The organism is Flavobacterium sp. Root935, from assembly GCF_001429295.1.
GTDB lineage: Bacteria > Bacteroidota > Bacteroidia > Flavobacteriales > Flavobacteriaceae > Flavobacterium.
Window position 1 is genome coordinate 1,026,738 of sequence record NZ_LMJL01000008.1, and the last position, 12,579, is coordinate 1,039,316.

At 32.9% G+C, this 12,579-nt stretch carries 10 protein-coding genes and 1 riboswitch; of the genes, 3 read left to right on the forward strand and 7 right to left on the reverse strand.

Translation table 11 applies throughout. The annotated features are described in order from the left end of the window. Positions 1-34: 34 nt before the first annotated feature. The 6 genes from ASE40_RS09595 to ASE40_RS09620 all read right to left on the reverse strand — a co-directional run bounded on the left by ASE40_RS09595 (position 35) and on the right by ASE40_RS09620 (position 7,096). Positions 35-283, reverse strand: coding sequence for a hypothetical protein (locus ASE40_RS09595; RefSeq protein WP_057116726.1), 249 nt, complete (start codon positions 281-283; stop codon positions 35-37). Between the two features lie 267 nt (positions 284-550). Beyond that, entirely contained in the window at positions 551-1,330 is a 780-nt protein-coding gene (locus tag ASE40_RS09600; RefSeq protein ID WP_057116727.1) for a polysaccharide deacetylase family protein, read from the reverse strand. 231 nt (positions 1,331-1,561) lie between these two features. After that, positions 1,562-3,034 (reverse strand): aminotransferase class V-fold PLP-dependent enzyme, encoded by a 1,473-nt coding sequence (locus ASE40_RS09605; protein ID WP_057116728.1) that lies wholly within the window; start codon positions 3,032-3,034, stop codon positions 1,562-1,564. Between the two features lie 96 nt (positions 3,035-3,130). Then, positions 3,131-4,120, reverse strand: coding sequence for a TlpA disulfide reductase family protein (locus ASE40_RS09610; RefSeq protein WP_057116729.1), 990 nt, complete (start codon positions 4,118-4,120; stop codon positions 3,131-3,133). 249 nt (positions 4,121-4,369) lie between these two features. Next, positions 4,370-4,469, reverse strand: a riboswitch (SAM riboswitch). Positions 4,470-4,735: 266 nt separating this feature from the next. Then, on the reverse strand, positions 4,736-5,086 hold the full coding sequence (locus tag ASE40_RS09615) for a hypothetical protein (protein ID WP_057116730.1): 351 nt from the start codon (positions 5,084-5,086) through the stop codon (positions 4,736-4,738). Positions 5,087-5,233: 147 nt separating this feature from the next. Next, a complete protein-coding gene (locus ASE40_RS09620) occupies positions 5,234-7,096 on the reverse strand; it encodes a TonB-dependent receptor plug domain-containing protein (RefSeq protein ID WP_057116731.1) in 1,863 nt (620 codons plus the stop codon). A gap of 67 nt (positions 7,097-7,163) precedes the next feature. Between ASE40_RS09620 and ASE40_RS09625 the strand changes: the two genes are divergently transcribed. The 3 genes from ASE40_RS09625 to ligD all read left to right on the forward strand — a co-directional run bounded on the left by ASE40_RS09625 (position 7,164) and on the right by ligD (position 11,802). Next, a complete protein-coding gene (locus tag ASE40_RS09625; protein ID WP_057116732.1) occupies positions 7,164-8,660 on the forward strand; it encodes a PLP-dependent aminotransferase family protein in 1,497 nt (498 codons plus the stop codon). Between the two features lie 116 nt (positions 8,661-8,776). Beyond that, positions 8,777-9,232 carry a hypothetical protein gene (locus ASE40_RS09630; protein ID WP_241774349.1) on the forward strand — a complete coding sequence of 152 codons (456 nt, stop codon included), beginning with the start codon at positions 8,777-8,779 and terminating at the stop codon, positions 9,230-9,232. 8 nt (positions 9,233-9,240) lie between these two features. Beyond that, positions 9,241-11,802, forward strand: a complete 2,562-nt coding sequence (gene ligD, locus ASE40_RS09635; RefSeq protein ID WP_057116734.1) for a DNA ligase D — start codon at positions 9,241-9,243, stop codon at positions 11,800-11,802. On the opposite strand, the gene ASE40_RS09640 is transcribed toward ligD, so the two are convergent. Beyond that, positions 11,799-12,578, reverse strand: a complete 780-nt coding sequence (locus ASE40_RS09640; RefSeq protein WP_057116735.1) for a Ku protein — start codon at positions 12,576-12,578, stop codon at positions 11,799-11,801. The genes ligD and ASE40_RS09640 overlap by 4 nt on opposite strands. Position 12,579 lies beyond the last annotated feature (1 nt).

Sequence of the window (12,579 nt, forward strand, 5' to 3'; positions counted from 1 at the left end):
ATGGAAAAGATTGATTGAAATAGAGTCTCAATTTTTAAGATTCATCTGTGCTTCTTATCATAAAAAACAAAATTTCTTCTTCTAGTTCTTTTGATAAATTTTCACATTCCAGCTTACGTCGAAAATTTTTTTCAAACCGTTTCTTATAAACCTGTGCATTGACAACATTACTGCAATAATCATCACAGATGGTTCTAAACTTATCATTTGTTAAGTAAAGAACTTTCATAGATTCAAAATATTCCGCAAATTTGATATTATATAATTCTTCAGGCACAGTCATAATTTAGAATTTAAAATATAAATTTTTACACTTTTAATCTATGATTAACAGTCTCTAAGAGAAGAAAATAATTCCATAAAATTTCTTTTAGGAACTAAGCAGTAAATTATTTCTATACTAAATTATAAATTTAAAACGCCATTTGTTTTACAAAGATGTTGCAAGTTATAATTTGCAACAATATTAAATTTGAAGATTGTTTTTTGCAACAATATAAACTCAAAGTAATAATAAATAAAAACTGATCAAGATTATCTTTAAAATCTATTATTCTTCAGGAAGTAAATTATCTAAATCTGATAAAGTGTAAAATTTAAGTCCGTTAAGTTTCATGTACTTACAGACAAATTCTAAAGTTTCGATTTTGGTCTGATAATTTTCGGTTACATTTTTAACTGGTTTGTGACTGCATAAAATCAAAATTTTATCATTTTTCTTGGCGTAATCTAATAACTCCAAAAGATATGGAATACTAAAATGAATATGGCTGTTATCTATATCAAACGCAAATACAATTTTTGAATTATTAAAATAACTGTCCTGCTTTTCAGGAACTTCACCTCCAAATGCCCTGCCTCTAATAATTTTAAATTTGCTCGACAAAGCCTTATCAAGTTCTTGAGACCTTTCGCCGTAAGGATAGGCAAAAGAAGTAACATTAAAAGATTTCTTTTTCATCGAAGCAATCATTGGTTCTATTTCCTGCTTCATATACTCGTCTATTCCATTTTTTTGTACAAATTTCACAGCATTATAATGATGATAACCGTGGCCGGCAATTTCATGCCCTTCTTTCTGCATTTGAAGAAGCTTTTTAATTTGAGGCTCTCCGATAGAATCTATTCTGCAGACATTAAAAGTTGCTTTCCAAGAATATTTTTTCAAAGCGGCATCAGCTTCAGCCCACTCATCTACGTACGCATCATCAAAAGACAAAATCACACCAGCTTTATAAGGCTTTAGCTCAGGTTTTTCGTTTTTTGTATTACAGGAAAAAAAAGTTACGAACATTAAAAACAGCATTGTCTTGAGAAAAAATAGCTTCATACAGAGTTGAATTAAATTGAAATTTTAAATGTTCTTTAAAGAATAGAATCATTCAAATATAAACACTTTTTGAGATATTTTACTTACACGCTGCAACAAACGAAAACATATTTTCCTCTACTGATCTTCTTAGAATACTATACTTCTAATTACTTTTATAATATCTAACACTAAAGCTAACAGGTTTTAAAAAAACTTGTTAGCTTTAATCTGTGATAGTAATAGAATATCTTATTCCAGTTTAAACCATTTATTTACTTCTTCTGAAATTGTTTCTTTTATTTCTGGATTTTCAAATTCATTTGAAACCAAATTATAGACGTAATCTTTCTTCCATTTTTTATAATGCAAAGCGATCTGCTCAATTGCATCGCATATAAATGTAACCTCATCGTTTGTCATAATCGGATGCAGTGACAAACGAACCCAGCCTGGTTTATTGGTCTGGTTTCTTTCTAATAATTCATTAGTAAGTTGTGCCGATTTTTTTTCATTTATATTGAAAAGATAATGCGCATATGTACTCGCACAAGACCACCCGCCGCGAACCTGAATTCCGAAACGGTCATTTAAAAGTCTTACGATTAAGTTGTAGTGAATATCTTCGATGACAAAAGAAACACAGCCAATTCGTTCTGTCGTAAGGTCTCCTAGAATGGACAAACCCTTTATTTTTTGAAGTCTTGAAAAACAAAGATCAAGGAGTTCTTTTTCTCTGTTTTTAATGTTTGAAACTCCCATTTTATCTTTTAATTCTAAAGCTAAGGCAGTTCTTATTACTTGTAGAAAGCCTGGCGTTCCGCCATCTTCTCTAACTTCTATGACCTCGCTATAACAATATTTACCCAGCGGATTGGTCCATTTTACATTTCCTCCGCCCGGATTATCTGGAAATTCAGATTTGTATAATTTTTCATTAAAAACCAAAATACCGCATGTTCCTGGTCCGCCAAGAAATTTATGAGGCGAAAAGAAAACAGCATCTAACTGTTGCTCTGGATCTTTTGGATGCATGTTGATTTTAACATAAGGTGCCGAAGCTGCAAAATCTACAAAGCATAGTCCGCCGTTTTGATGCATGATTTTAGCTAATTCATGATAAGGCGTAATAATTCCAGTTACGTTCGAGCAAGCCGTAAACGAACCAATTTTCAAGCTTCTGCTGGCATATTTTTTAATTTCTTGGGAAAGAATTTTAGGATCAACCAAATTATTTTCATCGGCGGGAAGAATCACAACTTCGGCATTTGTTTCATACCAAGAAACCTGATTCGAATGATGTTCCATATGTGTGATGAAAACTACTGGTTTATCTGCTTCATTACTCGTTCGCAGTCCCATGATTCTTTGCAGCTTCGATAAAGCAGCAGTCATTCCCGTTCCTGTTGTAATTAAGACATCGTACTCATTTGCATTAACCGATTTTTTAATAATATCTCTGGCATATTGATATGCGTAAGTAGACGTTTTTCCGGTCTGACTTGAAAGCGAATGCGTATTGGCAATCATCGGTCCCATTTTATTAAGCATAATATCCTCGATCGGATTGTATAATCTTCCGCTGGCAACCCAGTCGGCGTAAAGCAGATTTTGTTTTCCATATACCGATCTATACGTATGATTTACACCTACTGTATTTTCTCTAAACTTAGAGAAGTAACATTCTAACTCAATTGGTTCTTTTGTTGTCTCAATTGCATTCATTTCCTGATCATTTTAAATTAACTATTTTTTTTATTGATGAACTTTAATCTTTTGGTGAGTAAAGCATTTTGACTTGACTCTACGTTTTTAAAACGTTCATATTTTTTTCTCTAAAAGCGATTTAAGTGTCGACTGTAATTCTTCGCCTTGAAGATTTTTGGCTACGATTATTCCGTTCGAATCCACTAAATAATTTCCAGGAATCGCTCTTATTCCATATAATTTCGCAACGGCGCTGTTCCAAAAAAGTAAATCGGAAACGTGCAGCCAGGTTAGATTATCATCCTGAATTCCTTTGATCCAGTTTTCTTTCTTTTTATCCAAAGAGATTCCAACAATATTGAATCCTTTATCGTGAAATTCTTTATAAGCGGCTACGATATTTGGATTTTCTCTTCGGCATGGACCGCACCACGAAGCCCAAAAATCGACTAAAGTGTAACCTTTTAAATTTTCATAAAAACGGATTGGTTTTCCCTCAGGATCATTGGCAGTAAAATCTGGAGCTTTTTTCCCGACTGCTAATCCGTCCAAAACAAGGGCAAGATCTTTTAGTTCTTTCACGTAAGTAGTATTTTGCTGGGTTTTATCAAGCAAGGCAATATTTTGTCTAATTTGTTCTGGTGATAATCTATAAGACCAATTTCTATACAATACATAAGCAGAAACAATTGAATTAGGATTTTCTGTAATGAATTTACTGATTTCTACATCTTTTGATTTTTTGTAAGTTTCAAATAAATCTTGAGAAGCAGAACCTTCGACTACAGAATTGCTGTAATATTTCTTCGGACTTAATTTTACTGTAATCGGGCTTTTTTCAAGAAAAATATACAAAGGACTGCTTTCTGTATTCACACTTAAACCATATAGTTCTGGCGTTTTCACTTTAGTTTTAAAACTAAAATTTCCGTCTTTTACTTTTACCGAATCAATTGTGGTAAACATTTTATTATGAAACTTTTGCAGATAAACATAATTGACAACTGTATCAACAACAGTTCCTTTTAGTTGTAAATTATTTTCCTGTGCCTGAGTTTGCGTAAAGCCAAAAAGTAGCGCAAAGCCTAATAGTATTTTTTTCATTTTATTTTGATTTTTAGTTTAAGATTGGACAAAAGAATTCTAGGCCAAAGTCACAAAGGCTTCTAGAAAATGCTGTTTAATAAAAAATATTGGGGAGAATTTAATGTCTTCACATTCGGAAAAAAGCAAGACTATTTTCTTCGAAAATTAAATTCAAAAGTTCGTAACCTGAGTATAAGATTGATTCGGTTTTCATTTTAAAAAAATAAAGTTTAAAAATATGACCTTATTCAGATTTGGAGGAAATCTTTCTTATCTGTCCACCATAGTGGAAGGATTTAGCACCTTATTCGGTAACAGGTTGCTAAGACGTCAATGGGCCTATTCCCTCGGTCTTTCTGGATAAGTATCATTCAGAAATTTTCTGTGACACAAATATACATACTAATTCTATCAAATTAGTAGTATTTAGTAATATTTTTTAAAATTTTATTTTAAGAGTTGCTCAAAAGCCTTTAAAACACACTGAAAAACAATTATTTAATCCTAAAATAAATTTCAATTAATTTTTATTTTTAGAACAGAAATTCCTAATACAATAGCTTTAAATTCTTTACTGCATAAAAAAACTCATTTCGTTTTGAAATGAGTTTTTAACTTTTCTGACCGAATAAATTATTTATTCTTTCTTTTTTTAGCACTTTCCGTCTGCAGTTTAACACTGTCTTTTTGCACTCCTTTTGAAGGCGTGTAGGTAGACCCATCTTGTGCACTTTCTCCTGGCCCGCTTCCTCTGCCGGCTGTACTTAAAGAATCTGTATTACCATTTGCAGATGTTGGCGTTTGAGTAGTAACAATATTGGTTGATGTAGTGGCAGTATCAGAAACTTGTTCTGTATTTGTTGTATCAAGTGGAACACTCGAAGTTTCTATTTGATCGCTGTAGCCGTCATTCTTTTTACAAGAAAACAGCAATCCAATTACAACTACAAAAAGTATGACTTTTAATTTTAATAAAGCTTTCATAATAAACGTTTTAATATTTGCAAAAGCTAAGTAACTACTTATAAAGCAGTTTATTTTACAATATTTCTATTGAATTTTATATAACCGCAATTGGTTTGATTAGCAATAAAAGAGCCTGTAAATTTTGATTTACAGGCTCTTTCTAAATTAAAATGTAACCAATTTTACTCCTAAAGTAAACCATCTTGAAGGCAGAGGCACCGCTCCTACTTCATAATAAGTAGCATTAAATATATTCTGCGCATCTAAAAAGATTGTAAATTTTTGAATAGATTGACTTATTCTAAAATCATTTACCCAATAAGAAGGTCCAGTAATTCTTTCGTCAAAGCGTGTTGCAAACAATACTGAAAAATCTCTGTATTGATAATCGATCGTATTTGTTATTTGATGTTTCAACGAAGAAATAAGATACTTAGAATATACTTCGGTACGAGAACTTTCAAATTGAGAATCTAAATAAGTATATGCTAAAAGAATGTTCAATCTTGAATCTTTAGAAAAATCAAATCTGTAATTACCTCGCAAATTAATTCCGTTTGTTTTTAAATCGCCGGTGTTTTGGCTCTGCCAAGGCTGAGTGGTTAAGTTACGCATCCAATCGATGTAATTGTTTATTTTTCTGTAAAAATAATTGGCATTGAAACTTAAAGCTCTTTTATTGTATTTAAAACCAATTTCACTTTGAAAAGCATTCTCTGAATCTAAATCGGCGTTACCAATATTTCCTGTCTGCTTTAAATATAAATCTGTAAACGATGGAATTCTCTGGCTTGTTCCAACATTTCCAATGATTTTAAATGCATCTGTAATGGCATAACTAGCATCAATTCCAGGATAAACCTGCCATTTATAATCAGAATTATAATTTAAATAAGTTCCTAAATTTACGTCTAGTTTTTCTGTAAAACTTGTTCTGTATTCGGCATAGATTCCAACATTCTCACGGTCGTGATCGCCAATATTAGTAGAATGAATATTTTCATTTCTAAATTCTGCGCCAAAACCAATTTCGCCTTTAGACAATTTAACTGTCGAATTCAATTCTCCAGCGATAGAATTAGTATAATGCTGACTTCTTCCAACATTCAAATTTGAGTTTCCTAAGTAACGGTAATCATCATAATTATAGCGGTAAGTTACTCTCGGCATAATTTTCCAATTTTCTGTAATAGCATGTTTCGACTGGATATTGGCAAATGTAGTTTGCACTATTTCGGTAGAATTTCGATCTCCAGGCGCTGCATAAAATCCGTTTGCTCCAAAGCCGTTTTTGATGTAACCTGCCGAACCTAAAATTTCATTAGAATCATTGATCTGTACATTTCCTTGGTAGAAAATTTTATTGTTTTCAAATGCGGTATTATAACGGTAACCGTTACTTTTATCGTGCGAAGCAAAAATTAAATGCTGTTGTTTTTCTTTACCTAAAACAGCTCCTGCCTGAACACCTGTTCCGTAAAAAGTATCTCCTGTATCTTGAGTATCTTTTTCAAAATTAGACCCCGCATAAGTACTTACCAAAAATCCAGAATCTGTTGGTTTTTTAGTTACAATATTAATTGCTCCCGTTAAACTGTTAATTCCAAAAACTCTCGCAGCTGGTCCACGCACTACTTCTATTCTTTCGATTGCTTCTACCGGAAGAGGCAGATTTAGCATATTATGAGCGGTTTGCGAATCGATTACTTTTGCTCCATTTAGCAAAACAACCGTCTGTTCAAAACTTCCGCCATCTACACTAATATCGGCTTGAGTTCCAAACGGACCTCTTTGTCTAATGTCAACTCCGTTAGCATATTGTAATACTTCCTGAAGCGTTCTTCCTGGAAGTTTTTTAATGGTTTCACTTGTTATAACATACACATTTCTATTTTGTTTAGAAATTGGGGTAGTAAAACGGTTTTCATTAATTATAACTTCCTCCATATTATTGATGGAATCTTTTTTGGTCTGCGCGTAAAAATTGGTACAAATTACTGTAAAAACAGCAAAATAGATTTTTTTCATTTGGTTAATGTTTTTTTGGCAAAAGTAGTATCTTGCCGTACTAATCAAGTATACCAGTTTTGTAATTATGGATAGTCCGGTTGAAATTCCTTTCAAAAGCTTTATTCAGCTCAAACCAGAAGAAAATACAGCGCTTTATCTTCAGATTGTTTTTGAATTTATCAAAGCCATACAAACTGGTTTTCTTCCCGAAGGAACAAAACTTCCCGGCACAAGAATACTCTGCAAAGTATTGGCTGTCAATCGCAATACATTAATTAAAGCTTTTCAGGATCTGGAATCGCAGGGATGGATTGAAACGCTTCCGAATAAAGGAACATTTATTTTATCACAGCAAAAACAAAAAAAACAAATTGAATATACTGTTGTAAAAGACCAAAATCAATCTGAATTAAATACTGGTTTTACATTTCAGCGTTCTACGATTCTCGAAAATCCAATAGAAATTAGTAATCTGCCTTATCAATTTAATGATGGAATGCCAGATTTGCGATTGGTACAAACAGATGTTCTCGCAAGACTTTACGTTTCCAAATTAAAGAGACGAAAAACTTCCAAAACATACGAACAAATTCAGCTGCGTTCCCACTTAAATTTTAAAACCCATTTTTCCAATTATTTAAATCTTACTAGAGGAATTCGAATTTCGACTTCAAACCTGCTCACAGCCAGCAGTCACGAAATCAGTTTATATCTGGTAACAAAAGTACTTATCAGTCCTGGCGATAAAGTTGTGGTGGCTTCTCCCGGTTACTACATGTCTAATATGACTTTGACCAATACTGGAGCGCAGATTATTTCTATTCCAGTAAATGAAGACGGAATTGATACCAAACGACTAAAAGAAATCTGCGAAACTTCTGCAATTAGAGTGTTGTATCTTACTTCCAATTACCATTATCCTACGACAATTTTACTGAGTGCTAAAAAGAGAATTGAAGTTTTGGAATTGGCGAATCAGTATGGATTTGTGATTCTCGAAGATGATTATGACTTTGATTTTCATTATGATAATAATCCTGTTTTGCCGTTGGCAGCATTTGATTCTAATCAGCGTGTGGTTTACATAGGATCTTTTGGAAAATCACTTCCTTCGAGATTTAGCTATGGTTTTGTTGCTGCACCATCTGAATTTATTAAAGAACTGGAAAAACATCAAAACATCCTTGAACCTGGAATTGATGTTATTAAAGAACAGGTTTTAACCGATTGGATTACTGAAGGAGAGGTACATCGGCTTTCTAAAAAAAATAAAAAAATCTACAAAGAACGCAGAGACTATTTTGTTTCATTACTTAATGAAAAACTAAAAGGCAAAATTAAATTTAAAGTACCGCCGAGAGGTTTAGCCATTTGGGTAGAATGGCTTCCTGATTTTAACCTCATAAAATTTCAGAAAGAATGCTCTACAAACGGATTATTCCTTCCGAAAACCATTTTGTACCAAACCAAAGATCTTACTGCAACCCGTTTAGGATTTGGAAATTTGGAGCCAGAAGAAATGGAAAAAGCCGTAACAATATTAAGCACAAGTCTGGAAGCTACAGTTTCTTCCCACAACTAATTTGAACAAGTATCTCATATACTGACAATTATGTAATTTGTAATTCTAATCCTATAAGCAGAAAAGGTATTTGGAAACTAACTTTGGTATCAATTAGTCTCTAAATCACCTATATCATGCTTTATACTATTTTACAACTATTATTAGTATCTATTGCGGCAACATCTGCCATGACATGGTTTAGTTATGCAATGTCTAAAAATTTCAGGGAATTGTATAAAGAGCCGGTACTCTTGAGTTACGCTATTGACAAAATGAAAATTGAACTTTCAACACAAGCAAAAATAAATTGGGGATGGATATTGCATTATGCAATTGGTTTTTTATTTGTAGTTGGATATCACATTATTTGGGTAAAGAATATTGCACCAATTACACCGTTAACTGCTCTTATCTTAGGCGCTATCAGCGGTATAATTGGCATAATCAGCTGGATAATCATTTTTAAAATGACCCATCATCAACCCCCAATTGATTTTAGAGGTTATTATATTCAGCTGTTCTTTGCCCATATAATTTTTGCTGTTGTTGCGACTGCACTTTATGCTATTATGTTAACCCTGATAATCTAAGAAAACTTATGTCACTGTCTAAATACAACCAAAAAAGGGATTTTAAACAAACACGTGAGCCCAAAGGAGAAATCGAAAAATCGGCTGACAAGTTAATTTTTGTGGTGCAGAAACACGCCGCATCACATTTGCATTATGATTTTAGGTTAGAAATGAATGGTGTTTTAAAAAGCTGGGCAGTTCCAAAAGGACCGTCAATGGATCCTGAAGTAAAACGTCTTGCTATGATGGTTGAAGATCATCCTTATAGTTATAAAGATTTTGAAGGCACTATTCCGGAAGGAAATTATGGGGCAGGAAATGTGATTGTATGGGATAATGGAACTTATACTTCTGATGAAAAAACAGCATCTGATGAAAAACAATTACTGGCCGATTTTAAAAAAGGACGTTTAAGTTTTATTCTAAAAGGAAAAAAACTAAAAGGAGAATTTTCTCTGGTAAAACTTCACGGAAAGCAGGAAAATGCCTGGCTGTTGATTAAAAAACACGACAAATACGCTTCTGATTCTGATGTTTTAGAAAACGATAAATCCGTGATTTCTAAAAGAACTCTGGATGAATTAGAAAAGAGATCTGAAAAGTTAATTTCTAAATCGGAAGAAAAAAGTAAAACTAAAAGTGCCGTAAAAAAAAAGCCTAAAGCAAAAACTGCCGAAGCAGGATTCTTAAAACCTATGCTTGCCAATATAACTGAAAAACCTTTTGACGATGAAGAGTGGATTTTTGAAAACAAATATGACGGTTATCGTACAATTGCTGTAGTTAATCCACCAAGTGTAGAATTATTTAGTAGAAATAAAATTTCGTTTGACTCTAATTTTAAACCAATTGCAGAAGAATTAAAAAAAATAGATCATACTGTCATTCTCGATGGCGAAGTTGTAGTTGAAAATGATGCTGGACGTGCGGACTTTCAAATGCTTCAAAATTATCTTAAAACCGGCATTGGCAATTTAAAATATTATGTTTTTGATTTACTGAATCTTGACGGAAATTCAATAACCGACTTATCTCTTCTTGACCGAAAAGAACTGCTTAAAATCTTATTTAATAAATATGATTTTTCGAATATTTTTTATTCTGAACATACAATCGGCGATGGAATCAAACAATTTGAAAATGCCAGAAAAAGTAACAGCGAAGGCATTATCGCTAAAAAAGCAGACAGCTCATATTCCGTAGGAAACAGAAGTAATAATTGGCTGAAAATTAAAATTTCTAACGAAGAAGAAGCTATCATTATTGGAGTTACAGAACCTAAAAATTCCAGAAAATATTTTGGTGCAATTTTGCTTGGGCAGTACAACGAAAAAGAACTACAATTTATTGGAAAATGCGGCACCGGTTTTACAGAATCGGTTTTAAAAGAACTTTATACCAAATTACAGCCTCTTTTTATTGATAAGTCACCACTTAAGGAAAAAGTGCCTTTACGCGACAAAATTCAATGGGTTAAGCCCAAAGTGGTTTGTCAGGTAAAATATTCTGAATGGACGCAGGACAAAAATTTAAGACATCCGGTTTATTTAGGATTGAGAATAGACAAAAAAGCCAGCGAAGTAAATTTCATTGGCAATATCAAAAAGAATAAAAAAACCAATGATAATACAACTGCAATGGAAGATTTAAAAGAACATAAAACTGAAAATGATTATGATTTGAAAATTGGTAAAACGACTTTGCATTTAACCAATCAAAACAAAATTTATTTTCCTAAAGACGGAATTACTAAAGGCGATGTCGTTCAATATTATAATGAAGTGGCGCCGCTTATGCTGCCGTATTTAAAAGACCGACCAGAATCTATGAATCGTTTTCCAAACGGAATTGATTCTCCTAGTTTTTATCAAAAAGATATTGATTTGGACAAAACGCCAAAATGGCTGAAAACCAAAAAAATATTTTCTGAATCTAATGATGCCGATGTGAATTATTTGATTTGTAACGATAAAGAAACGCTTTTGTATATGGCAAATCTAGGCTGTATAGAAATGAATCCGTGGAACTCGACTATAAAACATATTCAAAATCCAGACTGGCTGGTAATCGATTTAGATCCTGCCACAGAAAATGATTTCCCATTAGTGGTACAAACAGCATTAGTGGTAAAAGAAGTGATGGATGAATTGGAAACGGAATGTCTTTGCAAAACTTCTGGCGCTACTGGACTTCATATTTATATTCCGCTTGGAGCACAGTACGATTATGATTCGATTAAAATTTTAGCCGAATTAATTGCGAAAGAAGTTCATGCAAGACTTCCAAAAATTACGTCGATTGAACGAAGCATCAAAAAAAGAAAAAACAAATTATATATAGATTTTCTGCAAAACCGCCGCGGGCAAACTTTGGCTGCGCCTTATTCTGTTCGTCCAAAACCAGGCGCTACAGTTTCGACACCTTTAGAATGGAGTGAAGTCACAGAAAAACTGCATCCTTCACAATTTACTATTAAAAATGTATTGAGTCGTTTTGAGAAAAAAGGTGATTTGTGGAAACCTATTTTATCAAAAGGAGCCAATATTAAAAAGATTATTTTAAAGCTGGAAGAAAAACAAAACAGCTAAGATGATTTTTTCTTTTTAGTTTCGAGACTTGCTTTTAGCATTTCCATTAAGTCGTCACTTTGTTTGTGCACGACTTTAAGTTTTGGAGAAGCTTTTTGTGGTTTTCCTTTGGCTTTCTTTTTAATAATGTCCAAAAGTTTGGCAGTATATTCGTCTTTAAATCCTGTAATATCAAATTTCTCTGTAAGCTGATCGATAAGTTTTTCGGCCATATCCATTTCTTTTGTAGATTTTTTCGACATTGGCGGTAATTTTAATTCACTTGTACTTCTAATTTCCTGTTCAAACCGAATTCGATTTAAAACAATTACGTCTTTATAAGGTTTTAAAATCGCAAGACTTTCTTTATTTCTTAAAACAAAACGTGTTACCCCGACTTTTCCTGAAGCCTGAAGCGCGTCACGAAGCAGTCCGTAAGCATTCATTGCACCTTTGTCTGGTTCAAGATAATACGGCTGTTCATAGTAAATACTTTGAATTTCTTTCTCAAGAACAAAACTTTCAATATCGATAGTTTTTGTTTTGATGGCATCTGCGGCTTCAAAGTCTGAATCGTCTAAAATGACATATTTATCGTCAATTTTATATCCTTTGACAATATTAGCAAAATCGACTTCTTTACCCGTGCTTTCATTCACACGCTTAAACTTGATATTTGCATGGTCTTTTTTATCCAGCATATCCATATCAAGGCTGCTTTCCTCAACTGCCGAAAACATTTTAATTGGAATATTAATTAAACCAAAACTTACCGAACCTGTCCAAATTGATCTCATG

Coding starts and splice junctions, on each gene's coding strand:
- ASE40_RS09615 (WP_057116730.1), bottom strand. CDS start 5,086: ATGAAAGCTTTATTAAAATTAAAAGTCATACTTTTTGTAGTTGTAATT.
- ASE40_RS09630 (WP_241774349.1), top strand. CDS start 8,777: ATGCTTTATACTATTTTACAACTATTATTAGTATCTATTGCGGCAACA.
- ASE40_RS09600 (WP_057116727.1), bottom strand. CDS start 1,330: ATGAAGCTATTTTTTCTCAAGACAATGCTGTTTTTAATGTTCGTAACT.
- ASE40_RS09610 (WP_057116729.1), bottom strand. CDS start 4,120: ATGAAAAAAATACTATTAGGCTTTGCGCTACTTTTTGGCTTTACGCAA.
- ASE40_RS09620 (WP_057116731.1), bottom strand. CDS start 7,096: ATGAAAAAAATCTATTTTGCTGTTTTTACAGTAATTTGTACCAATTTT.
- ligD (WP_057116734.1), top strand. CDS start 9,241: ATGTCACTGTCTAAATACAACCAAAAAAGGGATTTTAAACAAACACGT.
- ASE40_RS09605 (WP_057116728.1), bottom strand. CDS start 3,034: ATGAATGCAATTGAGACAACAAAAGAACCAATTGAGTTAGAATGTTAC.
- ASE40_RS09595 (WP_057116726.1), bottom strand. CDS start 283: ATGACTGTGCCTGAAGAATTATATAATATCAAATTTGCGGAATATTTT.
- ASE40_RS09625 (WP_057116732.1), top strand. CDS start 7,164: ATGGATAGTCCGGTTGAAATTCCTTTCAAAAGCTTTATTCAGCTCAAA.
- ASE40_RS09640 (WP_057116735.1), bottom strand. CDS start 12,578: ATGAGATCAATTTGGACAGGTTCGGTAAGTTTTGGTTTAATTAATATT.